The following is a 24,867-nucleotide window of genomic DNA, read 5'->3' on the forward strand; positions in this document are numbered from 1 at the left end:
CCGCGGCCAGCTTCAAGATGGAGGGCTCGACCGCGGCGCCACGGTTTACCAATCCCAAGAAAACAATATAATCGATAACCATTCGCATTTTCTTTCTTGGTTTACTGTCCATGCCCAGCGCCGCCCGCATACTGATCATCGAAGACGATGCCGCCCTCAGCGACCAGCTCGCCGAATTGCTGCACCACCGGGGCTATGACATCAGCCAGTGCCACGATGGCGAACAGGGGCTGCTCACCGCCCTGGGCTCCCCCTTCGAGCTGATCCTGCTGGACGTGCTGCTGCCCGGGCGCAACGGCCTGTCGCTGCTCAAGCTGCTGCGCCAGCGCCAGCAGACGCCGGTGATCATGCTGACCGCCTGCGGGGCGGAAGAAGAACGGATCCAGGGCTTCAGCCAGGGCGCCGACGACTACCTGGCCAAGCCGTTCAGCTTTACCGAGCTGGTGCTGCGCATCGAGGCCCTGCTGCGCCGGGCCATGGGCCAGACGGCGCCCCCGGCGGATCCCCTGGAGATACAGCATCAGGGGCTGCTCCTGAACCGGCTGCGGCAGCAGGCCAGTTACCGGCTGCAACCCATCACCCTGACCCCCATCCAGTTCAAGCTGCTGTGGCTGCTGCTCCGGCACAGGGGCGAGGTGTTGAGCAAGCCCCTGCTCTACCAGCAGGTGCTGGAGCGCGAGTTCAGCCGCTACGACCGCAGCCTGGACATGCACCTGAGCCGGGTGCGGCGCAAGCTGGCGGAGGCCGGCATGGCGAGCGATCACCTGCAGACGGTACACGGCACCGGGTACCTGTTCCGATGAACCGCCCCCTGCTGTGGAAGCTCTGTACCACCATCGCCTTCGGCACCGTGGCCCTGTTCTGGCTGCTCGGCTACCTGATGGACCACACCGAGCACAGCATGAGCTTCATCGCCACCGAACACCGGCAGACGCTGCTGGACTACGGCGCCGAGGCCGAACGCCTCTACCTTGCCGGCGACCAACAGGCCCTGGCGACCTGGCTCGAGCAACTGCAGCAACGGGAGAACACTTGGGCGGCGGTGGTGCGCTCCCGGCTGGAGCCGGTGGCCGGCACCATCGGCCGGCGGTTCTGGGAGGGCTTTGGGCTGGGCCGCAGCGTGGAGTGGAAAATCCACCTCTATTTCGCCGAAAACCCCATCATGGAAGTCCCCTTCGCGGATCGCCATGTCCACTTCCTGATCCAGTTGCCCCAGCGCATGCGCCCGGGCGGCTACCAGCCCCACACCCGGATGCTGCTGCAAATCGCCCTGCCCCTGCTGCTGCTGGTGCTGCTGAGCCTGGTGCTCTACCGCCACCTGATGTCGCCGCTGCGCCAGCTGGAGCGGGCCACCCGCCGCTTCAGCGAAGGAGACCACAAGGTTCGGGTACGGGCCTTTCTCGGCAGCCGCAACGACGAACTGGCGGGCCTGGCCGACACCTTCGATCACATGGCCGAGCGCACCGAGGGTCTGATCCAGTCCCAACGCCACCTGATCGCCGATCTGTCCCATGAACTGCGCCCCCCCCTCACCCGCATCGAAATGGCGGTGGACTGGGCCGAACGGGCAGCGGACAAGACCGAGGCCCTGGCGCGGATCCGCCGCGATGGCGAGCTGATGCGCCGGCTGGCGGAAGACACCCTGACCCTGGCCTGGCTGGAAAACGAACGCCCCCGGCTGAACGGGGACGACCTGGATCTGACCGACCTGCTCGACAGCCTGCTGGACGACGCCCGGTTCGAATTCCCGCACCACGGGATCAGCGCCCAGCTGCCCGCCGAGGCGCCCCTGCGCCACAGCAGCCAGCGAGCCCTGGGCCAGGCCATCGAGAACATGCTGCGCAATGCCCTGCATCACACGCCGCCGGGCCGGCAGGTGGCGGTGCTCCTGCAACCACATGACGAGGGATATCGCCTTGACATAGACGATCAGGGCCCGGGCGTGCCGGAATCCCATCTGGACACCATTTTTCAGCCCTTTTTCCGGCTCGATGGCGCCCGCCAGGGCCAGGCCGGCGGCTTCGGCCTGGGGCTGGCCCTGGCCCGCCGGCAACTGGAAGCCGCCGGCGGCCGGGTAAAGGCCGGCAACAGGGCCGAAGGCGGACTGCGCATGAGCATCTGGCTTCCCCTGAATGGCGCTGACTGAGCCGGTATCGGCACTATGTAACGATTGTAAAACCGTTTCCCTTGGCCGCCTTATTAAACAAGAATACGAACCCTAATCATTTGATAATAATTCTTGTTTAAAGAGGTTGACGACGTGTTTTGCAGCAATCACAAACCCAGCCTGCTGGCTCTGACCATAGCGGGCATTGTATCCACCCCCCTGGCCGCCAACGACATCATCACCCTGGACACCGTCAATGTCACCGACAGCCGCACCGCGCCGGACACCGACATTCTGATCGGCCAGGAAACCCTGGAGAAAACCCAGGCCACGGACGTAGCCGACATTTTCTCCGGCAATCCCGAGATTGCGGTGGGGGGCGGGTCGTCACCGGTGACCCAGAAGATTTACATACGCGGCCTGGAAGATACCCTGCTCAATGTGAGTGTCGACGGTGCCACCCAGTCCGGCAACCTCTTCCATCACCAGGGCCGGCTGAGCATTGCTCCCGAGCTGCTCAAGCAGGTGGAAGTCTCCGCCGGCGCCGGCGAGGCCACCAACGGCCCCGGGGCCCTGGCCGGCGCCATTCGCTTTGTCACCAAGGATCCGGTCGATCTGCTGCGGCCTGGCCAGCGCGTGGGCGCCCTGCTCCAGGCCGGCTACTTCAGCAATAGCGACGGTTACAGGACTTCCGGCAGCGTCTACGGTCACCTGACCGATGACTGGAGCGCGCTGGTCACCCTGTCCAAGACCGAGCTCGGTGACTACAAGGACGGCGACGGCAACACCCAGCCCTTCACCGAATCCGACGTGCTGACCGGCTTTGCCAAGGTGGTGGGGCAGTTGACCGACGAGCAAAAGCTGACCCTGAGCTATGAGCGCAACCAGGACGAAGCCTTCCGCAAGCACCGCCCGCACTGGGTACCCAGCGTCCGCAACCCGGTGTTCGATCAGGAAATGACCCGGGAAACCGTCACCGGCAAGTACGGCTTTAACGCCGCCAGCAACGAGCTGGTGGATCTGGAGCTGACCCTGCACCACACCGAGGCCTCGCTCGAACATATCGAAGGCCCCTATGGCACCGTGCTCGGTTCCCAGGAAAGCTACGGCGCCGATCTGCGCAATACCAGCAAGCTGGGCGCCCACAGCCTGACCTACGGCGTGGACCATCGTCATGACGAAGGCAAGTTGATTGTCGCCGATACGGCGCGTGAAACCGGCCGCGTCACCGGCCTCTACCTGCAGGATCACTTCCAGGCCACCGACCGCCTGATGCTGAGCGCCGGTGCCCGTTACGACTGGTATGAGCTGGACGAAGAGTTTACCGGCAACAGCTTCAGCGAGTCCGGGTTCAGCCCCAACCTGGGCTTCAGCCTGGACGTGACCGATAAGCTGAACCTGCACGGCGGCTGGGCCCGGGCCATGCGCGGCACCCAGATCAAGGAGCTGTTTGTACTCGACTACTACACCAACGCCGCCGACCGCAAGAAAGAAACCGCTGACAACTACGAGCTGGGCCTGAGCTACCGCAACGGCGGCCTGCATATGAGCGCCGAAGCCTTTGTGACCGAGATCGACGATGTGGTGGGCCAGGTTTCCCGCGCCGTACTCGGCAACGTCGGCGATCTGAAAACCAAGGGCTTTAGCGCCGGCATCGGCTACGACTGGAGCCTTGTCAGCGCCAGCCTGAAATACAGCCAGAGCCGCCCCGAACTCGACGGCGAGCCCCTGAGCGACGACGACTGGAGCCTCGGCACCAGCGTGGGCGACACCTGGGTGGCCGGCCTGGATTTCCATCCCGTCGACAGCCTGGATCTGGGCTGGACCGGCACCTTCCGGGAGCGCCTGACCAGGGTGGCCGACGGATATACCGAAAAATCCGGCTACGGCGTGCATGATCTCTATGCCCGCTGGCGGCCACTGGCCGGCGACCAGCTGACCCTGGCCGTGACCGTACAAAACCTGTTCGACAGGCAGTATCAGGATCACGCCAGCTACGCGGTTTACGGCGCCGTGGCGGCGGGCCTGCCCGAAGCGGGCCGGGATATTCGCCTGAGCGCGAGTTACAAGTTCTGATGGTTAAGGGGGCCAAGACCCCCTTTTACGAGTCCATGAACAGGAAAACACCATGGTTATTCCGCTCATTAAAACGCTTTCCCGCATGCGCCGCCTGGCCGGCGCCTTGCTGCTGCTGCCGGCCCTGCCGACCATGGCCGGTACCCTGACCGACCTGGCCGGACGCCAGGTCGAGCTGCCCGACCAAGTGACCGGTATCATTCTCGGTGAGGGTCGCTATCTGCCGGCGCTCGCCATACTGGAAGGGGACCGCCTCACCGCACGGCTGGCGGGGATCATGCCCGATTTCGAGCTGGCCGATCCGGCCGGTTACCGCCAGTATGCCGAGGCCTTCCCCGAGCTGGAGCAGGTGCCTCGCCTGGGCCGCGGCACCGCCGACAGCTTCAGCATCGAGCAGGCGCTGGGCCTGGGCGCCAACCTGGCCCTGTTCGGGCTGGAGGGGCACGGCCCCACCGCCCGTGACGCCACCCTGATCGGCCGGCTGGAGCGGGCCGGCGTCACCGTGCTGTTTATCGATTTTCGCCAGGATCCCCTGAATCACACCCTGCGCAGCATGGAGCTGCTGGGCCAGGCCCTGGGCCGTGAACAGCAAGCGCGGGAATTCACCGACTTCTATCGCACCGAGCTGGGCCGGGTGAAGGCGGGGCTGGCACGCCTTGGCCGTGACCAGGCGCCCAGCGTGTTTCTGCACAGCCGGGTGGGGCTGCAGGACGCCTGCTGCGAAACCATGACCAACGGCATGCTGGGCCGCTTTCTGACCCTGCTGCACGGCGACAACATTGCCGGTGAGCGCGTGCCGGGGGTGTCCGGCATGTATAACCTGGAATACCTGCTGCTGGAGCAACCCGACATCTACATCGCCACCGCCGTGGGCTCAACAGACACGCTCGACAGCCACCCGGGCATCATCGCCCTGGGCGCCGGCGTGTCAGCGGCTCAGGCCGAAGCCAGCCTGCGCCATGCGCTGGCCGGCTCGGGGCTGACACAACTGGATGCGGTGCGGCAAAAGCGGGCCTATGCCATCTGGCATCACTTTTACAATTCGCCGCTGAATGTGGTGGCGGTGCAGGCCTTTGCCCGCTGGCTCTACCCGGACACCTTCGCCGAGCTGGATCCACGGCAAACCCTGGCTACCCTGTACCAACGCTTTCAGCCGATCCCCCTGAACGGCACCTACTGGATCGGACTCTGACATGACCGACACCGCCCTGGAATCTGGCGCCCAGGCCACCCGGCCGGGGCTGGCTGACAGCTACCGCCGCTTTATCTGGCGCCGGCTGACACTGCTGCTGCTGCTGACAGTGGCACTGGCTATCTCCTTTTTGTGGGACATCGCCACCGGTCCGGCGCCGCTCGGCCCGCTGGCGGTGCTTGACGGCCTGCTGCACCCGCAAGGGCTGGATGCGGGCACCCGGGTCATCATCCACGAGGTGCGCCTGCCCTATGCGCTGATGGCGCTGGTGGTGGGGGCCAGCCTGGGGCTGGCCGGCGCCGAAATGCAAACGGTGCTCAACAACCCCCTCGCCAGCCCCTATACCCTGGGCGTGGGCGCCGCCGCCACTCTGGGGGCCTCTGCCGCCATCGTGTTCCGGCTCAGCCTGCCGGGCATCGGTGCGGCGCTCACCCTGCCATTGATGGCCTTTCTGTTTGCCGCCGGCGCCGCCCTGCTGATTTTGCTGCTGTCCCGCCGTTTCGGCGCCGGTGTGCACACCGTGGTGCTGTTCGGTATCGCCCTGCTGTTTGGCTTCAACGCCCTGGTGGGACTGCTGCAGTTTGTGGCCGACTTCGATTCCTTGCAGCAAATCGTATTCTGGACCATGGGCAGCCTGGCCCGGGCCAACCTGGAGCAGGTGGGCATCGTCGCCCTGGTCTTCCTGCTCTGCCTGCCCTTTTCCCTGTCCCAGGCCTGGGCCCTGACCACGCTGCGCAGCGGCGAGGAGCAGGCCCGAAGCCTGGGCATCCGCGTGGAACGGCTGCGCCTGCTGGTGTTGCTGCGGGTCAGTCTGCTCACCGCCACCGCCATGGCCTTTGTCGGCGAAATCGGCTTTATCGGCCTGGTGGGGCCCCACATAGCCCGCCTGCTGCTGGGCGAGGATCACCGCCTGCTGCTGCCCGGCAGCGCCCTGGCCGGCGCCCTGCTGCTGTCGCTGGCATCCATCGTCAGCAAAACCCTGGTGCCGGGCATCCTGCTGCCGGTGGGCATGGTCACCGCCCTGGTGGGTATTCCCCTGTTCATCGCCCTTATCATTGGCCGTGGCCGGGAGCAATAAATGACACTGCGCATCGAAAACCTGAAGGTCGGCTATCGCCACCGTACTGTGCTCGAGGGCCTGAGCCCGCGGCCGGTGGCGCCCGCCACCCTGGTGGGGGTGATTGGCCGCAACGGCGCCGGCAAGTCCACCCTGCTTAAAACCATCGCCGGCCTGCTGCCGGGGCAAGGACTGGTCCATTTCGGCGACCGGCCCCTTGATGCAACCCAGCGGGCGCGTACCCTGGGCTACCTGCCCCAGAGCCTGCCCCAGCCCAGCTCGCTGCTGGCCTACGAAACCGTCTACAGCGCCTGCCGGGCGGCGCATGGCGGCCTGGACAAGGAGCAGCTGGAGCAAAACATGGAAAGCGTGTTCAGCAGGCTGGGCATTCGCGAGCTGGCCCTGCGCCGGCTGGATCAGCTCTCGGGCGGCCAGCGCCAGATGATTGGCCTGGCCCAGGTGCTGGTGCGCCAGCCGCGACTGCTGCTGCTGGACGAGCCCACCAGCGCCCTGGATTTGCACTGGCAGCTGAATGTGCTGCAATGCGTGCAACAATTCAGCCGCGAGCTGGGCACCCTTTCGCTGGTGGCCATTCACGACATCAACCTGGCGCTGCGTTTTTGCGATGAACTCTGGGTACTGGCCGGGGGCGGCCTGCTCGCCCAGGGCCCGGCCCGGGACCTGCTGACCCCGGCCGTGCTGCGCACCGCCTACGGCGTGGAAGCCCGGGTAGAGCGCTGCTCCCTTGGCCTGCCCATGGTGCTGTGCGACAGCGCCATGCCCGCTTATCAACCCTGACAAGGAGAACCCCATGGCTGACTGCCAGGCTCTAATCGCCACTCCGGACGGAGAAGGCTACCTCAAGAAACTCTGCATTCACTTCCGCCACAAGGTCGAGGCCGACTGGCGGGACCGGCAAGGCTGGGTACAGTTCGCCATGGGCCGCTGCGAGCTGAAGGCCGGTGCCGGGCACCTGGAGGTGCGCTGCACGGCGGCAACCCCGGCCGAACTGGCGGCGGTGGCCGACACCGTGAAGTCCCATTTCGACCGCTTCGCGGTACGGGACGGCCTGGTGCTGAACTGGGTATGAGGCCGGGGCGGCCCTGGATCGGCCCCTGAACAGCAGCCTCCCCATGGCCTATACTTCAATCATCGTTCAGCATTTGTCGAGGAGGACTTACCATGCCGGCCCAACGATTGCAGCAATACCTGGATCAACAGGGGGTCAAATACAGGGTCATTTCCCACTCGCCGGCTTTTACCGCCCAGGAGGTGGCCGAAGCCGCCCATGTACCGGGCCGGGTGATGGCCAAGGTGGTGATGATGACGCTGGATGGCCAGATGGCAATGATAGTGGTACCCGCCCCCAGGATGATCCATCCCGACAGCCTCGCCCGCTCCCTGTCGGCGCAGGAGGTGACCTTTCTGCATGAACCCGACTTTCGCGAGCAGTTTCCCGACTGCGAAGTCGGCGCCCTGCCCCCCTTTGGCAATCTGTATGAAATACCGGTGTATATAGACACCGAACTCGCACGCCAGGAAGAGATCGTCTTCAGCGCCGGCAGTTACCGTGAACTGTTCAGCTTGCCCATGAAAGACTACCTTAGACTGGTCCAGCCTCGGGAGATTGGGGGCTAGCCCAGGCGTGCCGCACCCAACAAAAAGGCCGAGCATGTGCTCGGCCTTTTTGTTGGGATTTCCCACCGGCAGTTCCCTACGGATGGAAGAGGCCGCCCTGATGCCTCTTTACGCACACCAAACAAGCCTACTGCTCAGTGGTGGTGGCCACCCTCGCCGTGGGCGTGGCCGTGGGCGATTTCTTCCTCGCTGGCGGGGCGCACCGCCACCACTTCCAGTTCAAAGGTCAGGGTGCGGCCGGCCAGGGGATGGTTGAGATCCACCTCGGCCATGAACTTGCCCACCTTGAGCACCGTCACCTGGCGGTGGCCCTGATCGGTGTGCACCACCGCGGTCATGCCCGGCCGCCAGCGGGTGGCGCCGGTGAGGTGCTTGACCGGCACCCGCTGGGTCAGGCCGTCCTTGCGCTCGCCGTAGGTTTCGGCGGCCGGCAGGGTCACGCTCAACCGCTCGCCGGCTTCCCTGCCCGCCAGGGCCTGTTCCACCCCTGGTATCATGTTGCGGTGGCCGTGCAGGTAGGCCATGGGCGCACGCCCGACGCCGCTTTCCAGCACCTCGCCGTGTTCGTCTTTCAGGGTGCAGTACAGCTGCACTACGGTGTTGTCGGTAATTTGCATCTGTCGTCCTAATGTAAGTTGAGCCTCTGGCCGAAGCGGCATCATAGCAGATACAAGCGCCCAAGGGGGCAACCCGGTGTCCCTGTCTTTACCCCTCCCCGGCCACCGACTTGGGGCTGCGGCCAAAGAAGCCGGTAAAGGCGGCGCTTGAAGGCGGTCACTAAGTGGGAGGTGTGGTTTAGGCTTAAGACAGGGCGCGGCCGTCTGACCAAGCCCGAAAAGGGAGGATAACATTATGAAGAAACAACCAAGATGGAGCTACCTGCTGCTTGGCATCGCCCTGCCTGCACTGGCCGCCAACCTCCAGGACAAGGGCCCCGAGCAGCACCTGCTGTACCCACCCGAGCAGATCGAATGGCAGCCCGGCCCGGCCTCGGTGCCCGCCGGCGCCCAGTTCGCGGTGCTGGAAGGCAACCCGGCCGAAGCCGGGATCTTTACCCTGCGCCTGAAAATGCCCGACGGCTACCAGATTCCTCTCCACTGGCACCCCGGCGTGGAAAGGGTCACTGTGGTCAGCGGTACCTTCTACCTGGGCATGGATGACAGCCTCGCCAAGGAAAACGCACATCGCCTGGAAACCGGCAGCTACACCGCCATGCCCCCGGGCATGCGCCACTACGCCCTGGCCGAGGGTGAGACGGTGGTCCAACTGACCTCGGTCGGCCCCTGGCAACTGCACTACGTCAATCCGGCCGACGATCCGCGCCAATAAGCCATGGCTTCAGGCCCGCCCGGAAACGGCCCGGGCCTGCTCCGCCTCCCCATGGCACCGGAGATTCGCACCACCAGCCCACGGGCAGATATAGGGGGCAACCCCATCAGCCCCCATGCCAGCCGACCCGGTATTATCCCTGCCCCGCCGCCAAATTGAGCACGGCCGGTGATTGGGATACACTGCCCTGAACCCCAAGCCAGCCGAGAGCCAGTGCCGCATGTCCAAACCGCAGGATAGTGTTCGCATTATCAAGAAATACCCCAATCGCCGCCTATACGACAGCCATACCAGCAGCCACGTCACCCTGGCGGACATCCGCCGGTTGGTGCAGGAAGAGGAGCCCTTCCAGGTGGTGGACGCCAAAACCGGCGAAGACCTGACCCGCAGCATACTGCTGCAGATCATCCAGGAGGCGGAAAGCGACGGCGACCCCATCTTCTCCAGCGACATGCTCAAGAACATCATCCGCTTCTATGGCCCCTTCCAGGGGGTGCTGGGCAGCTACCTGGAAGAGAGCATCCAGTCGGTGATCGACATCCAGGCCCAGGCCGGCATGCAGTCTTCCAAGGCCTGGGCCGAGTATATGCACAGCCAGGTGCCCATGATGCAGGAGCTGATGCGCCAGTACGTGGAACAGTCCCGCAACCTCTATCTCAACACCCAGAACATGTTCGGCCTGTTCAGCGGCTTTCCGGGCGGCGGTTCCGGCCCCAGCGATCCAAAAAAAGGCGATAAGGAGTAATCCTTATCGCCTCAAACAAGATAACAACGAGTTGTTGATTGTTATTTAGTTAGCCTTGGCAGTGCGGGTGGTCTTGGCGGCAGCGGTCGCGGTATTGGCGGCGGCGGCGGCCACGGCATTGATGCCTTTCTCTGCGGCTTCAGCCACTTGCTTGGCGGCCTTCTCGGAGCTTTCTGCCGCTTGCTGCAGGGCCTTGTCGGCGATGTCGGCGGCGTCCTTGGCGGCTTTCTGGGCGCTTTCATAGGCCTCGTTGGCGCTGCTGACCGCGGTTTTCAGGGCGGTCACAGCCGGCTCGGCGGCCGCAGGCACGCTGCTGGCGAACTGCTCGACCCACTCGTCCACCTGCTTGCTGCCGGCGGCAATCTGCTGCTCGCCAAACTTGGTCACTTCCTGCTGGGCACCGGTCACCAGGGCAAACAGCTCTTTGTTGAAGGCCAGTTGGCGGTCCAGCAGGGCGGTGGGGCTGAAGAAGGCGGTTTGCAGCTCGAAGAAGGCCTTGGGATCCCGTACTGCCAGCAGCTTGCTGACATAGTCGAACTGGGCCGCGCCCAGTTCGGCAACGGCTTTGGACTGCAGTTGGCCCAGCTTTTCCACGCTGGCGAACAGGCTGCCGGTCAGGCCCTGTACCTGGGCCAGGTTGGCTTGTTGGGCACTTTGCAGTTTTTCGAAATTGAACAATGACATAGTTAGCGTCTCCTGAAAAATGGGAAGGCATCAGCCCTGCACGCCAACAAAGAAATCATCATCACACTAAGGTTTTCGGCGCGCATGGTCATTATTGCACCGCACAAAAAACATTTACAAGATCTTTTTTGTGCGGCGCACAATTTCCTGCGGCCGGGATGCTTCTTCCGGCGCTTCCCCGTATCAACCGGGGCCGCAGCGGCAAAATGGATCAATACTGAATAAATGTGATCCCCGTATGACGGAGCCGCCACCCATGAGCACCGCCGCCCCCCGGGGTCCCCTGGTCGACTACCAGCCCGCCGCCCTCGATATCTGGGACGGCAAATACCGGCTGAAGGACGACGGGGGCGAACCGGTAGACCAGGATATGCACGCCACCTTCCACCGGGTCGCCCGGGCCCTGGCCGATGGCGAGGCCACGCCGGCCCTGCGCAAAGCCTGGTACAAGCGCTTCCTGTGGGCGATGGAGCAGGGCGCCCTGCCCGCCGGGCGCATCCTGGCCAATGCCGGCGCCGGGGCCTACCGGCCGGGCACCGCCACCATCAACTGCACCGCCTCCGGCCCCATCGCCGATACGATGGACGACATCCTGGGCAAGCTGCACCAGGCCGGGCTCACCCTCAAGGCCGGCTGCGGCATCGGCTACGAGTTTTCCACCCTGCGCCCGCGCCACGCCCCCGTGGCCGGCGCCGGGGCCAGCACCTCGGGGCCGCTGTCGTTCATGGATATCTACGACAAAATGTGCTTCACCATCTCCTCCGCCGGCGGACGACGCGGCGCACAAATGGCCACCTTCGATATCGCCCACCCGGACGTGCTCGACTTTATCCACGCCAAGCGCGAGCCCGGCCGGCTGCGCCAGTTCAACCTGTCCCTGCTGATCGGCGAAGACTTCCTCAACGCGGTGCAACAAGGCGAGGACTGGCCGCTGCTGTTCCCGGTCACCCCGGCCGAGGTGGCGCGGGAGTGGCTGGACCCCGGCGACCCGGGGCAGATCCGCTGGAAGGCCGGCCCGCTCGGCCAGGGCTACCTGGAGGACGACCGGCAGCGGGTGGCCCACCGGATCTACCGGCACATCGAGGCGCGCGCCCTGTGGCAGCAGGTCATGCGCGCCACCTACGACCATGCCGAGCCGGGCTTTATCCTGATCGACAGGGTCAACGAGCTGAACAACAACTGGTTCTGCGAAACCATACGCGCGACCAACCCCTGCGGCGAACAGCCCCTGCCCCCCTATGGCAGCTGCCTGCTGGGCTCGGTCGACCTCACCCGTTTCGTGGAGGCACCCTTCACCCCGGCGGCCCGCTTCGGCTGGGATCGCTTCCGCCGGGTGGTGGCGGTCTTTACCCGCTTGCTGGACAACGTGGTGGAGATCAGCGGCCTGCCTCTGGCCGAGCAGCGCCGGGAACTGGCCGACAAGCGCCGCCACGGCATGGGTTACCTGGGCCTGGGCTCCGCCCTCGCCCTGCTGGGGCTGCGCTACGGCTCGGCCGAGGCCGTCGTCTTCACCGAGCGGGTGACCCGGGAGCTGGCCCTCACCGGCTGGCACACCGGGCTGGAGCTGGCCCGGGAGAAGGGCGCGGCGCCCCTGCTGCTGCGGGACTTCGAGCTCACCCCGGCGCTGCTGCGGCTGCGCCCCGAGCTGCTGGACGACGGCCACCACCCCGGCGACAAGGTGCCGGGGCGGATACTGCACGCCCGCTACAGCCGCTACCTGCAGCGGCTGGCGGAGCAGGAACCGGAACTGGTGGCGGCCCTGGCCCGCACCGGGGCGCGCTTTACCCACCATAGCTCCATCGCGCCCACCGGCACCCTCTCCCTGTCGCTGGCCAACAACGCCAGCAGCGGCATAGAGCCGAGCTTCGCCCACCACTACAGCCGCAACCTCATCCGCCCCGGCCGCAAGAGCAAGGAGCGGGTGGAGGTGTTCTCCTTCGAGCTGCTGGCCTACCGCCGGCTGGTCAATCCGGATGCCCTGCCCGGCAGCCCGGATCCGGCCCGGGCGCTGCCCGACCATTTCGTCACCGCCGACGACGTCAGCCCCGAGCAGCACGTGGCGATGCAGGCCGCCGCCCAGCGCTGGGTCGACGCCTCCATTTCCAAGACCGTCAACGTGCCCACCGACTACCCCTTCGAGCGATTCGAGGATCTCTACCTCCAGGCCTGCCGCCAGGGGCTCAAGGGCTGTACCAGCTTCCGCTTCAACCCCTCCGCCTTCCAGGGGGTGCTGGTGCGGGACCGGGATCTGGCCGCCACCCGCTATCGCTTCCTGCTGGACGACGGCAGCACGGTCGAGGCGCAGGGCGATGAACCGGTGGAGTACGAGGGCGAGGTGCACAGCGCCGCCAACCTGTACGACGCCCTCAAGGAAGGCTACTACGGCAAGCTGTGAACGGGTGACCCATGCGCAAGATAGAGCGGAAGATCGTCGGCTGCGAGGTAATAACGCCCAGTCCCTCCCGGGACGGCCCCCTGCCCGAGCCGGCGGCCCGGCCCGAGGCGCTGTGGGGCACCACCTACAAGATCAAGACGCCCCAGCTCGAGCACGCCCTCTACGTCACCATCAACGATCTGGTGCCGGACGAAAACGGCGGCCGACGCCGCCCCTACGAGATCTTTATCAACTCCCGCAACATGGAGCACTACCAGTGGGTGGTGGCGCTGACCCTGCTGATCTCGGCGGTGTTCCGCCGGGGCGGCGACATCCGCTTTATCGTGGATGAGCTGCGCGCCGTGTTCGCTCCCCAGGGCGGCTACTTCAGGCCGGGCGGACGCTACATGCCCTCCCTGGTGGCCGAGATCGCCGATGTCATCGAGCGCCACCTGGCCGCCATCACCCCGGCAACGGAGCACACCGGGGACACGACCGGTTTTCCCGCCGGCGCCCGGCTGTGCCGCAAATGCCTGACCCGGGCGGCCGTGCTGGTCGACGGCTGCCTCACCTGCCTGAATTGCGGCGACTCCCGCTGCGGCTGAAACCGGGCGCCACACCCCACCAAATTGTTCACAATGTTGCTCAAAATATTGTATCCAACACGACTTTCGTAATACTATTGTTATCGTCCAGCGCCGGCCACCGCCTCCTCGGGAGCGACGGGCAACGCCCATACCAATAAAAGGAAACAACTTCCATTTTTACCGATATGTGGCGAGCATTTTACGGCGCATCGAACAAAAACATAAAAAACCATAATAAACAAAAGATTAAATACATGAAACGTGGCGATACAACGGCTCGGGGTCAGGATGCATTTTCCACAATGCAAAAATGATTTCCAAAAATATGTTGATCGTCACATTTTTTTTTGTATTATCAGCCTATGGGTTGCGCAGATGTTAACCGCCCTCACTAGGCGAATCTGCGAAACAGCCCCCATGGATAACCAACAACGGTGCCGAGCGCACCTCAGATGAATGGATACCGACTATGGCTAAAATGAAAGCAATCGAAGCAGCCGCTAAAATCCTGGAACTGGAAGGTGTGACCAAAGCCTTTGGTGTTCCCGGCGCCGCCATCAACCCCTTCTACGCCGCGCTGCGGGGTCTCGGCTCCATCAGCCACGTGCTGGCCCGTCACGTCGAGGGTGCCTCCCACATGGCCGAAGGCTACACCCGTGCCAACCCGGGCAACATCGGGGTTTGTATCGGTACCTCCGGCCCCGCCGGCACCGACATGATCACCGGCCTGTACTCGGCTTCCGCCGACTCCATTCCGATCCTGTGCATCACCGGCCAGGCGCCGCGTGCCCGCATGCACAAGGAAGACTTCCAGGCCGTGGACATCGAGTCCATCGCCAAGCCGGTCGCCAAGTGGGCGGTCACCGTGATGGAGCCGGCCCAGGTGCCCGGTACCTTCCAGCAGGCCTTCCACATCATGCGCTCCGGCCGTCCCGGCCCGGTGCTGATCGATCTGCCCTTCGACGTGCAGATGGCCGAGATCGAGTTCGATCCGGAAGCCTACCAGCCGATGACCCCGTACAAGCCGGCCGCCACCCGCATCCAGGTTGAAAAAGCCCTGACCATGCTGAACGCCGCCGACAAGCCGCTGATCGTCTCCGGTGGCGGCGTGATCAACGCCAATGCCGATGCCCTGCTGACCGAATTCGCCGAAGTGCTGGGCGTGCCGGTGATCCCGACCCTGATGGGCTGGGGCACCATTCCGGACGACCACGAGCTGATGGCCGGCATGTGCGGCCTGCAGACCTCGCACCGCTACGGCAACGCCAACCTGCTGGCCTCCGACTTCGTGATCGGCATCGGCAACCGCTGGGCCAACCGCCACACCGGTTCCGTCGACGTCTACACCAAGGGCCGCAAGTTTGTGCACGTGGACATAGAGCCGACCCAGATCGGCCGGGTGTTCGGCCCGGATCTCGGCATCGTCTCCGACGCCGGCGAAGCGCTGAAGCTGTTCGTGGAAGTGGCCAAGGAATGGAAAGCCGCCGGCAAGCTGAAAGATCGCAGCGCCTGGGTTTCCGAGTGCCAGGAGCGCAAGCGCACCCTGCAGCGCAAGACCCACTTCGACAACACCCCGGTCAAGCCGCAGCGCGTGTACGAAGAGATGAACAAGGCCTTCGGCCGCGACACCACCTATGTGTCCACCATCGGTCTGTCGCAGATCGCCGCCGCCCAGTTCCTGCACGTGTACAAGGCGCGCAACTGGATCAACTGCGGCCAGGCCGGCCCCCTGGGCTGGACCATCCCCGCCGCCCTGGGTGTGTGCGCCGCCGAGCCGGGCCGTCAGGTGGTTGCCCTGTCCGGTGACTACGACTTCCAGTTCATGATCGAAGAGCTGGCGGTGGGTGCCCAGTTCAAGCTGCCCTACATCCACGTGCTGGTGAACAACTCCTACCTGGGCCTGATCCGCCAGTCCCAGCGCGGTTTCGACATGGACTACTGCGTCCAGCTGTCGTTCGAAAACATCAACGCGCCGGAACTGGGCGAGTACGGTGTGGATCACAAGGCCGTGGTGGAAGGTCTGGGCTGTAAGGCCATCCGGGTGTTCAAGCCGGAAGAAATCGCCCCCGCCCTCGAACAGGCCAAGGCGCTGATGGCCGAGCACCAGGTACCGGTGGTGGTGGAAGTCATCCTGGAGCGGGTGACCAACATCGCCATGGGCGTGGAAATCGACGCCATCAACGAGTTCGAAGAGCTGGCCGAAAAGGGTGCCGACGCCCCTACCGCCATCTCCCTGCTCGACTGACGGTAAGGGCCCGGCCCGGGGCCGGGCCCTTACTGAATTTGCCCCCAAGAACATAAGGACATCGCAATGCCGAAATTAGCTGCCAACCTGTCGATGCTGTTTACCGAAGTGGACTTCCTGGACCGCTTCGCCGCCGCCGCCAAGGCCGGCTTCAAGGGCGTGGAATACCTGTTCCCCTACGACTTCCCGGCCGAGGACATCAAGGCCAGGCTGGAGCAGAACGGCCTGGAGCAGGTGTTGTTCAACCTGCCGGCCGGCGACTGGGCCGCGGGCAGCCGTGGCATCGCCGTCGATCCGAGCCGGGTTGAGGAGTTCAAGGCCGGTGTGGACCAGGCCATCGCCTACGCCAAAGTGCTGGGCAACAAACAGGTCAACTGCCTGGCCGGCATTCCGCCCGCCGGCGTGTCCGCCGAGCAGGCCGAGGCCACCTTCGTCGCCAACCTGAAGTACGCGGCCGAGAAGCTGAAGGGCGCCGGTATCAAGCTGATTGCCGAGGCGATCAACACCCGCGACATCCCGGGCTTCTTCCTCAACAACAGCAAGCAGGCGCTGGACATCATCGAGCAGGTCGGCTCCGACAACCTGGCGTTCCAGTACGACATTTACCACATGCAGATCATGGAAGGGGACATTATCCCGACCATCGAGAAAAACCTGAGCATCATCAACCATATCCAGCTGGCCGACAATCCGGGTCGTCACGAGCCGGGCACCGGCGAGCTGAACTATCACAACATCTTCGCCTTCCTGGACAAGGTGGGCTACCAGGGTTGGGTGGGCGCCGAGTACAAGCCGGCCACCACCACCGAAGCGGGCCTGGGCTGGCTGAAGACCCACGGCGTTGCCTGAGTACTCCCTGAACTGATTTCTCCCAACGCCGGCCAGGCCGGCGCCCCAAGCCAAGAGGAAACGAACATGAAAATAGGTTTTATCGGTACCGGCATCATGGGCAAGCCCATGGCCCAGAACCTGCAAAAAGCGGGTCACACCCTGTACTTCTCCGAGCACTTCATGCCCGCCCCGGCCGATCTGCTGGGTGACAACGGCATCGCCCTGGCCAACCCCAAGGCGGTGGCCGAAGCGGCCGAAGTCATCATCATCATGGTGCCCGATACCCCCCAGGTGGAATCCGTGCTGTTCGACGCCAACGGCGTGACCGACGGCCTCTCCGCCGGCAAGGTAGTGGTGGACATGTCCTCCATCTCCCCCATGGCCACCAAGGGCTTCGCCAAGCGCGTCAACGAAACCGGCGCCCAGTACCTGGATGCCCCGGTGTCCGGCGGTGAAGTCGGCGCCATCAACGCCACCCTGAGCATCATGGTCGGCGGCGACGAAGCCACCTTCGAGCGCGTCAAGCCGCTGTTCGAAGTGATGGGCAAAAACATCACCCTGGTGGGCGGCAACGGCGACGGCCAGACCTGTAAGGTGGCCAACCAGATCATAGTGGCGCTGAACATCGAGGCGGTGGCCGAGGCCCTGGTATTCGCTTCCAAGGCCGGCGCCAACCCGGCCAAGGTGCGCGAGGCGCTGATGGGCGGTTTCGCCTCTTCCAAGATCCTGGAAGTGCACGGCGAGCGCATGGTCAAGGGCACCTTCAACCCGGGCTTCCGTATCTCCCTGCACCAGAAAGACCTGAACCTGGCCCTGGACGGCGCCCGCGAGCTGGGCGTGTCCCTGCCCAACACCGCCGGTACTCAGGAGCTGTTCAACACCTGTGCCGCCCTGGGCGGTTCCGGCTGGGATCACTCCGGTCTGGTCAAGGCGCTGGAGCACCTGGCCAACCATAATATCCGGGGCGAGTAACCCTTTTACCGGACCGCGGCCTTTTGGCTTCGGTCGCGGTCCGGTCAAAACCGGGGCGGGCGTCGGCAAGCACAGACTTTCACTCAGGGGGCTTTGTGTTAGATCCTGGTTGCCGTCGTTTCGCCCCACCCCGACACTTATAAGAATGTAAAGACAGCCGTTTTTCGAGGAGTATTTGCAATGGATATCCAACCCAAGGAGTTGTTACAGCAGTTGTTCGACAGCGCCGTGGCCGCCGCCCTGCCCAAGGGTAACCTGGCCGAATACCTGCCCAAGGATACTCGTCAAAAAGCCGTTGTGATCGGTGCCGGCAAGGCCGCCGCCTCCATGGCCGCCGAGCTGGACGCCATCTGGGAAGGGGAACTGTCCGGCCTGGTGGTGACCCGCTACGATCACGGCGCCCCCTGCGAGCGCATCGAAATCATCGAGGCCGCCCACCCGGTGCCGGATGACGCCGGCGAACGGGTCGGTCGCCGCATGCTGGAGCTGGTGTCCGGCCTGGGCGAAAACGACCTGGTGATCTGCCTGCTGTCCGGCGGCGGCTCCTCGCTGCTGAGCCTGCCGGCCCCGGGCCTGACCCTGTCCGACAAGCAGGCCGTCAACAAGGCCCTGCTCAAGTCCGGCGCGGCCATCGACGAGATGAACTGCGTGCGCAAGCACCTGTCCGCCATCAAGGGTGGCCGCCTGGCCGCCGCCACCTACCCGGCCCGGCTGATCGCCCTCGGCATCTCCGACGTGCCCGGCGACGAGCCCACCGTTATCGCCTCCGGCCCGACGGTGGCGGACCCTACCACCTCGGCCCAGGCCCTGGCCATCCTCGACAGCTACGGCATCGAGGTGGCGCCCCATGTGCGCGCCTGGCTGCAGAGCCCCGAGTCCGAGACCGTCAAACCGGGCGACGAGCGCCTGAGCCGGGCCGAGTTCCATATGATCGCCACCCCCCAGGATGCGCTGGACGCGGCCGCCGACGTGGCCATGTCCCACGACATCACCCCCCTGGTGCTGGGTGACTGCATCGAGGGCGAGTCCCGGGAAGTGGCCAAGGTGCACGCCGCCATCGCCAAGCAGATAGTCAAGTGCGGCCAGCCGATCTCGGCGCCCTGCGTGATCCTGTCCGGCGGCGAAACCACGGTCACCATCAAGGGCAACGGCCGCGGCGGCCGCAACAGCGAGTTTATGCTGAGCCTGTTCAACGAGCTGAAGGGTCTGAAGGGCGTCTATGCCCTGGCCGCCGACACCGACGGTATCGACGGGGTGGAAGACAACGCCGGCGCCTACATCACCCCCGGGCTGTACGCCCAGGCCGAGGCGGCCGGCCTCAAGGCGGAAGACTACCTGGCCAACAACGACAGCTACGGTTTCTTCTCCCAGCTGGATACCCTGGTCGAAACCGGCCCCACCCGCACCAACGTCAACGACTTCCGGGCCATTCTGGTGCTGCCGGAATAACCCGCACCCGATAACAACAATAAGCAAACCCGCCACCGGCCCCTGTGCCGGTGGCCACCCTCACCGACCAAAAAGAGAAAACAACATGACCATCACGCAGATATCCAGCCGGCGCCCAGGCCCGGCCGGCGAGCTTCGCCTTGCCGTTATTCCGCCCCGGGCCCTGCCGGCAGGGAGGCGCCCATGACCCTGCAACTCCGAGCCCAGCCGCTGACCGCCGCCGCCTTCGCCCCCTTCGGCGAGGTGATTGAGGCGGAGCATCAGCACCAGTTCCATATCAACGACGGCAAGGCCCTGCGCTACCACGATATCGCCCGGGCCGAGGCCCTGGGCGACGACGCCCGGATCGCCATCAGCCTGGTGGACGTGGAGCCCTACGCCCTGCCCCTGGCGGTGACCCTGATGGAGAAGCACCCCAGGGGCTCCCAGGCCTTTATCCCGCTCGACGGCCAGCCTTTCCTGATCCTGGTGGCGCCGCGGGGTCCGGCGCCGGCGCCGGAGGCCATCCGGGCCTTTGTCTCCAACGGCCGCCAGGGCGTGAACTACCACACCGATACCTGGCACCACCCCGTCGTCTCCCTCCAGGACAAACAGCGTTTCATTATCGTCGACCGTATCGGCCAGGGCGATAACTGCGACCTGCACCACCTGCAGCCCGGCCTGCTCGAAGTGATGCTGGACTGAGGCGCCCCCCCGGCACTCGACTGAACCCGCCCATCGGCGGGTTTTTTTATGCGGAAAAAAAGACCGTTAAACTTTCACATAAAAATATATATAGCTGCCGGTCACTTTACTTCCAAAAGAAGAGATTATTTATAATAAATAGGAAAGCCATTAATTAAATACAATAACAAAAATAATAATAAACAATTTATAGCAATATAGATCGATTGACTTGATACAATTAAAAGTACAATAATCATTTAAATTAAAAACAAACAATAAAAAACCATTTAAATCATGAAATTATATAAATTTTTATTTAAAAACATATAGATAGAGCCCTACTTTCAGTCTTGCCGGCGTCGACAACATCGCCGGTACCAGTGATTATCCATTGCCAAAGCAACAATTCCATAAAGCGGAAATAACTTCCAAAATATGTTGATCCGGTGTTAATAAAGGGTTATTAATATCGACAGGGTCAACCGTTAATACACAACCGCTCTCGTTTTATATGCAAAACGGGGACGGCGACCTGTTAAAAAACTACGCCGCTCAGCGTAAATGGACTTAACTCAGTTGATGTAATGAAGGGAGAGGTCATGGAGCCCATGTCTAAAGCCAATCAGTTTTCCGCCGACACCGCGGAAAAGAAAAAGAAATCGTTCGAGATGCCGCATATCTACGTCATCTTGTTCGTGTTCAGCGCCATCGCCGCCGTACTCACCTATATAGTGCCCGCCGGCCAGTATGACCGGGTGCCCGGCCCCAACGGCCGCACCACCATAGATCCCAACTCCTACCAGGTGATCGAATCCAACCCGGTCGGCCCGGTCGACTTTATGCTCGCCATCCCCAGAGGGCTGATGGATGCGGGCGCCGTGGTGTTCTTCACCTTTATCATCGGCGGCATGTTCATGGTGCTGCGCCGGACCGGCATCATCGAGATCGGGGTCGACAAGCTGACCCGCCGCTTCGCCCACAACAGCATCGTCATCATCCCGGTGTTGATGACCACCTTCGCGGTGATCGCCACCCTGATCGGCACCCAGGAGCTGGCCCTGGTCTATGTGCCGGTGATACTGCCGCTGATGATCGCCCTGCGCTTCGACTCGGTCACCGCCGCCGCCGTGGCCCTGTGCGCCACCACCGCCGGCTTTACCGCCGGGGTGCTCAACCCCATCAACACCGGCCTGGGCCAGCAGCTGGCCGATTTGCCGGTCTACTCCGGCCTGCTGCTGCGGGTGCTGGCCTTCGCCGCCATCCTGCTGGCCGGCATCTTCTACGTCACCCGTTACGCGCTCAAGGTGCGCAACAACCCGGCCCTGAGCCTGATGGACGGCGACGCCAAGGAAGAGGACAAGCGCCGCCGCTACCAGCACGGCAACGACGAAGGCGTGCTGACCGCCACCCCGCGCCAGAAGTGGGCCGCCTTCGCCACCTTCGCCTTCTTCGCCACCCTGGTGTGGGGTGTGCTGACCCAGGGCTGGTTCATGATGGAAATGGCCGGGCTGTTCGTGATCATGGGCGTGGTGGTCGGCCTGATCGCCGGCCTCAAGACCGAGGAGATCTGCGAAGGCTTCAACGAAGGCTTCCGCGACGTGCTGGTGGGCGCCATGATCTGCGGCATCGCCCGCGCCGTGGCGGTGGTGCTGGAAGAAGGCCAGATCATGGATACCCTGGTGTACGGCCTGGGCAACCTGGTGGGCGGCTTCCCGGCCATTTTCTCGGCCATCGGCATGTTCTTCGCCCAGCTCGGCTTCAACTTCGTGATCCCGTCGGGCAGCGGCCAAGCCCTGGTGACCATGCCGATCATGGCGCCCCTGTCCGACCTGGTCGGTGTCACCCGCCAGACCGCGGTACTGGCCTACCAGCTGGGCGACGGCCTGGGCAACATCCTCTACCCCACCTCCGGCTACTTTATGGCCACCCTGGCCCTGGCCGGCGTAGCCTGGAACAAGTGGGTCAAGTTCTTCCTGCCCCTGTTCTGCACCTGGATCGCCATCGCCATGGGCTTCCTGATCTTCGCCCAGGTCACCCAATGGGTGGGCTGAGCCCCACCGGCAGGTAACCGCATCGCTTCAAGGGCCCTCTCCACAGGGCCCTTTTTCGTGCCCAGCCCCCGCCCGGCAAGGGCCAGCCGGCCATTTATCCGGATCCAGCTCACAATCTGGCCAGGCCAAAGGAGAGGCGGCTACACTTTTTGCTCGAAGCGCCCCCCCCTTTCCTCTATAATCACGCGCTTTGAAATTTCCCGGCCCGCCGCCGGGTGCTTGACAGGCTCTAAGGGGGTATGACTGAGGTGATCAAGACACCGTACTATCTCATCGACAAAAGCAAACTGCTGCGCAACATGGAAAAGATTGCCTATGTGCGCGAACACTCCGGCGCCAAGGCGCTGCTGGCCCTGAAATGCTTCGCCACCTGGTCGGTATTCGACCTGATGAGCCAGTATATGGACGGCACCACCTCCTCCTCCCTCAACGAAGTCAAGCTCGGCAAGCTCAAGTTCGGCGGTGAAACCCACGCCTACAGCGTGGCCTATGCCGACGACGAAATAGAGGAAGTGCTGGCCCACTCCGACAAGATCATCTTCAACTCCATCGGCCAGCTCGAGCGCTTCGAGGCGGCTTCCGCCAATCAGGTGCGCGGCCTGCGCCTCAACCCGGGCGTGTCCAGCTCCGAGTTCCTGATCGCCGACCCCTCCCGCCCCTTCAGCCGCTTGGGCGAATGGGACGCGGCCAAGGTCGAACGGGTGCTCGACCGCATCTCCGGCTTTATGATCCACAACAACTGCGAGAACAGCGACTTCGCCCTGTTCGACCAGATGCTGAGCCAGATCGAGGAGAAGTTCGGCACCCTGTTGGCGCAACCCCAGATCAGCTGGGTCAGCCTGGGCGGCGGCATCCACTTCACCGGCGACGGCTATCCGCTCGACCGGTTCTGTGCCCGGCTCAAGGCCTTTGCCGAACGTTACGGAGTGCAGCTCTACCTGGAGCCCGGCGAGGCGGCCATTACCCTCAGCACTTCGCTCGAGGTGACGGTGCTCGACACCCTGTACAACGGCAAGCAGCTGGCGATAGTGGACAGCTCCATCGAGGCACACATGCTCGACCTGCTGATCTACCGCCAGAACGCCAAAATGGAACCCTGCGACGGCCCCCATGAATACATGGTGTGCGGCAAGTCCTGCCTGGCCGGGGACATCTTCGGCGAGTTCAGGTTCGACCATGAGTTGAAGGTAGGCGACCGGCTGTCGTTCATCGACGCCGCCGGTTACACAATGGTAAAGAAAAACTGGTTCAATGGCGTGAACATGCCCGCCATTGCCGTGCGCCAGCTCGACGGCAGCGTGGAGCTGGTGCGTGAATTCGGTTTCGACGATTTTGTAAACAGCCTCTCCTGAGGCATGGAGTAACCACAACAAAGCCTTTCAAGGAGGCGGTTAGAGGAAAAAAATGAAGAAAAACGTTCTGATTATTGGTGCCGGAGGTGTCGCCCAGGTGGTCGCGCACAAGTGTGCGCAGCATAATGACGTGCTGGGGAACATCCATATCGCTTCGCGTACTGTCGAGAAATGCCAGAAAATCGTCGACAGCGTGCGGGAAAAGGGCAGCCTCAAGGTTGCCGGTGAATTGCAAGCCCATGCCCTGGATGCGCTCGATATCGAAGCCACCAAGGCATTGATTGACAAAACACAGTCGCAACTGGTGATCAATGTCGGATCGGCTTTCGTCAACATGTCGGTGCTGCAGGCCTGTATCGAGACCGGCGCCGCCTACCTCGACACCGCCATCCATGAAGATCCGGCCAAGATCTGCGAAAATCCGCCCTGGTACGCCAACTACGAGTGGAAACGCAAAGCCATCTGTGCCGACAAGGGCATCACCGCCATCCTGGGCGTGGGCTTCGATCCGGGCGTGGTCAACGCCTATGCCGCCCTGGCGGTGAAGGAGTATTTCGACAGCGTCGACTCCATCGACATCATCGACATCAACGCCGGCAGCCACGGCCGCTACTTTGCCACCAACTTCGATCCGGAAATCAACTTCCGCGAGTTCACCGGCCGGGTATGGTCCTGGCAGAACAGCGAGTGGGTGCAAAACCGGATGTTCGAGGTGAAGCGCACCGACGAGCTGCCGGTGGTGGGCAGCCAGACCAGCTACATGACCGGCCACGACGAGGTGCACTCCCTGTCCCAGACCCTGGGCGTGCCCAACGTGCGCTTCTGGATGGGCTTCGGCGAGCACTACATCAATGTGTTCACCATCCTCAAGAACCTGGGCCTGCTGTCCGAGCAGCCGGTGAAGACCGCCGAAGGCCTGGAAGTGGTGCCGCTCAAGGTGGTCAAGGCCGTGCTGCCGGATCCCGCCTCCCTGGCGCCCACCTATAACGGCAAGACCTGCATCGGTGACCAGGTCAAGGGCAAGAAGGATGGCCAGGACAAGGAAGTGTTCATCTACAACGTGGCCGACCACGCCGAGGCCTACGCCGAAGTGGGCAGCCAGGGCATTTCCTACACCGCCGGCGTGCCGCCGGTGGCCGCCGCCCTGCTGATCGCCACCGGCGAGTGGGACGTGAAGCACATGGCCAACGTGGAAGAGCTGGATCCCAAGCCCTTCCTCAAGCTGCTCGACGCCATGGGTCTGCCGACCCGGATCAAGGACGAGCAGGGCGATCGCCCGCTGAGCTTCTGAGCCCGCTTTAGCCAAACAATAAAGGCCAGTCCGCGGACTGGCCTTTTTGTTGGCGCTCCCCCCAAGGGTAGGGTCGACTTCAGTCGACCAAATCATGGCGCCGTAGTCGGGGTGGTCCATTGAAATGGACCCTTGTATGTTGAAGCGAGATGAACTGATAGAGTTAAAAACAGTTACCGGGGAGGCCGTTGGACCCTGGAGGCAGCATTCGCTGACCTCGC

Annotated in this window: 22 protein-coding genes; 20 read left to right on the forward strand and 2 right to left on the reverse strand. The window is 63.6% G+C overall.

Annotated elements, in window-relative coordinates; genetic code table 11:
• Nucleotides 1-110: 110 nt before the first annotated feature.
• From JKV55_RS17390 to JKV55_RS17425, 8 genes are all read left to right on the forward strand, one after another.
• Nucleotides 111-803 (forward strand): response regulator transcription factor, encoded by a 693-nt coding sequence (locus tag JKV55_RS17390; protein WP_202088135.1) that lies wholly within the window; start codon nt 111-113, stop codon nt 801-803.
• Nucleotides 800-2,146, forward strand: a complete 1,347-nt coding sequence (locus JKV55_RS17395) for a sensor histidine kinase (RefSeq protein ID WP_202088136.1) — start codon at nt 800-802, stop codon at nt 2,144-2,146. Before JKV55_RS17390 ends, JKV55_RS17395 begins: the two co-directional genes overlap by 4 nt.
• A gap of 114 nt (nt 2,147-2,260) precedes the next feature.
• Nucleotides 2,261-4,183 (forward strand): TonB-dependent receptor domain-containing protein, encoded by a 1,923-nt coding sequence (locus tag JKV55_RS17400; protein ID WP_202088137.1) that lies wholly within the window; start codon nt 2,261-2,263, stop codon nt 4,181-4,183.
• A 52-nt stretch (nt 4,184-4,235) separates the two neighbouring features.
• Nucleotides 4,236-5,375: a TroA family protein gene (locus JKV55_RS17405; RefSeq protein ID WP_202088138.1), complete on the forward strand. Its 1,140-nt coding sequence runs from the start codon at nt 4,236-4,238 to the stop codon at nt 5,373-5,375.
• A 1-nt stretch (nt 5,376) separates the two neighbouring features.
• On the forward strand, nt 5,377-6,453 hold the full coding sequence (locus JKV55_RS17410) for a FecCD family ABC transporter permease (RefSeq protein WP_202088139.1): 1,077 nt from the start codon (nt 5,377-5,379) through the stop codon (nt 6,451-6,453).
• Entirely contained in the window at nt 6,454-7,230 is a 777-nt protein-coding gene (locus JKV55_RS17415; RefSeq protein WP_202088140.1) for an ABC transporter ATP-binding protein, read from the forward strand.
• 13 nt (nt 7,231-7,243) lie between these two features.
• Nucleotides 7,244-7,522, forward strand: coding sequence for a DUF2218 domain-containing protein (locus tag JKV55_RS17420; RefSeq protein WP_202088141.1), 279 nt, complete (start codon nt 7,244-7,246; stop codon nt 7,520-7,522).
• A 92-nt stretch (nt 7,523-7,614) separates the two neighbouring features.
• A complete protein-coding gene (locus tag JKV55_RS17425) occupies nt 7,615-8,070 on the forward strand; it encodes an aminoacyl-tRNA deacylase (RefSeq protein ID WP_202088142.1) in 456 nt (151 codons plus the stop codon).
• Nucleotides 8,071-8,204: 134 nt separating this feature from the next.
• Here the strand turns inward: JKV55_RS17425 and JKV55_RS17430 are convergent, their stop codons facing one another.
• Nucleotides 8,205-8,687 (reverse strand): FKBP-type peptidyl-prolyl cis-trans isomerase, encoded by a 483-nt coding sequence (locus tag JKV55_RS17430; RefSeq protein ID WP_202088143.1) that lies wholly within the window; start codon nt 8,685-8,687, stop codon nt 8,205-8,207.
• A gap of 235 nt (nt 8,688-8,922) precedes the next feature.
• On the opposite strand from JKV55_RS17430, the gene JKV55_RS17435 reads away from it, so the two are divergent.
• Complete coding sequence (locus JKV55_RS17435; protein WP_202088144.1) at nt 8,923-9,399, forward strand: cupin domain-containing protein; 477 nt, start codon at nt 8,923-8,925, stop codon at nt 9,397-9,399.
• Nucleotides 9,400-9,619: 220 nt separating this feature from the next.
• Complete coding sequence (phaR, locus tag JKV55_RS17440; protein WP_202088145.1) at nt 9,620-10,144, forward strand: polyhydroxyalkanoate synthesis repressor PhaR; 525 nt, start codon at nt 9,620-9,622, stop codon at nt 10,142-10,144.
• A 45-nt stretch (nt 10,145-10,189) separates the two neighbouring features.
• Here phaR and JKV55_RS17445 read toward each other — a convergent pair whose 3' ends face one another.
• Complete coding sequence (locus tag JKV55_RS17445) at nt 10,190-10,828, reverse strand: phasin family protein (protein ID WP_202088146.1); 639 nt, start codon at nt 10,826-10,828, stop codon at nt 10,190-10,192.
• A 238-nt stretch (nt 10,829-11,066) separates the two neighbouring features.
• On the opposite strand from JKV55_RS17445, the gene JKV55_RS17450 reads away from it, so the two are divergent.
• The 10 genes from JKV55_RS17450 to JKV55_RS17495 all read left to right on the forward strand — a co-directional run bounded on the left by JKV55_RS17450 (nt 11,067) and on the right by JKV55_RS17495 (nt 24,646).
• Nucleotides 11,067-13,223, forward strand: coding sequence for an adenosylcobalamin-dependent ribonucleoside-diphosphate reductase (locus JKV55_RS17450; protein WP_202088147.1), 2,157 nt, complete (start codon nt 11,067-11,069; stop codon nt 13,221-13,223).
• 11 nt (nt 13,224-13,234) lie between these two features.
• A complete protein-coding gene (locus JKV55_RS17455; RefSeq protein WP_202088148.1) occupies nt 13,235-13,807 on the forward strand; it encodes a TSCPD domain-containing protein in 573 nt (190 codons plus the stop codon).
• Nucleotides 13,808-14,258: 451 nt separating this feature from the next.
• Complete coding sequence (gcl, locus tag JKV55_RS17460; protein ID WP_202088149.1) at nt 14,259-16,034, forward strand: glyoxylate carboligase; 1,776 nt, start codon at nt 14,259-14,261, stop codon at nt 16,032-16,034.
• A 66-nt stretch (nt 16,035-16,100) separates the two neighbouring features.
• Nucleotides 16,101-16,883 (forward strand): hydroxypyruvate isomerase, encoded by a 783-nt coding sequence (hyi, locus tag JKV55_RS17465; RefSeq protein WP_202088150.1) that lies wholly within the window; start codon nt 16,101-16,103, stop codon nt 16,881-16,883.
• A 66-nt stretch (nt 16,884-16,949) separates the two neighbouring features.
• Nucleotides 16,950-17,837: a 2-hydroxy-3-oxopropionate reductase gene (gene glxR, locus JKV55_RS17470; RefSeq protein WP_202088151.1), complete on the forward strand. Its 888-nt coding sequence runs from the start codon at nt 16,950-16,952 to the stop codon at nt 17,835-17,837.
• 180 nt (nt 17,838-18,017) lie between these two features.
• Nucleotides 18,018-19,286, forward strand: a complete 1,269-nt coding sequence (locus tag JKV55_RS17475) for a glycerate kinase type-2 family protein (RefSeq protein WP_202088152.1) — start codon at nt 18,018-18,020, stop codon at nt 19,284-19,286.
• Nucleotides 19,287-19,469: 183 nt separating this feature from the next.
• Nucleotides 19,470-19,970 (forward strand): ureidoglycolate lyase, encoded by a 501-nt coding sequence (locus JKV55_RS17480; RefSeq protein WP_202088153.1) that lies wholly within the window; start codon nt 19,470-19,472, stop codon nt 19,968-19,970.
• A 590-nt stretch (nt 19,971-20,560) separates the two neighbouring features.
• Nucleotides 20,561-22,003: a YfcC family protein gene (locus tag JKV55_RS17485; protein ID WP_237332975.1), complete on the forward strand. Its 1,443-nt coding sequence runs from the start codon at nt 20,561-20,563 to the stop codon at nt 22,001-22,003.
• A gap of 239 nt (nt 22,004-22,242) precedes the next feature.
• Entirely contained in the window at nt 22,243-23,355 is a 1,113-nt protein-coding gene (locus JKV55_RS17490) for a carboxynorspermidine decarboxylase (RefSeq protein ID WP_237332976.1), read from the forward strand.
• A 52-nt stretch (nt 23,356-23,407) separates the two neighbouring features.
• On the forward strand, nt 23,408-24,646 hold the full coding sequence (locus JKV55_RS17495) for a saccharopine dehydrogenase family protein (protein WP_202088154.1): 1,239 nt from the start codon (nt 23,408-23,410) through the stop codon (nt 24,644-24,646).
• Nucleotides 24,647-24,867 lie beyond the last annotated feature (221 nt).

Origin of the sequence: Zobellella iuensis, from assembly GCF_016746085.1 — a bacterium.
In the GTDB taxonomy this organism is placed as follows: domain Bacteria; phylum Pseudomonadota; class Gammaproteobacteria; order Enterobacterales; family Aeromonadaceae; genus Oceanimonas; species Oceanimonas iuensis.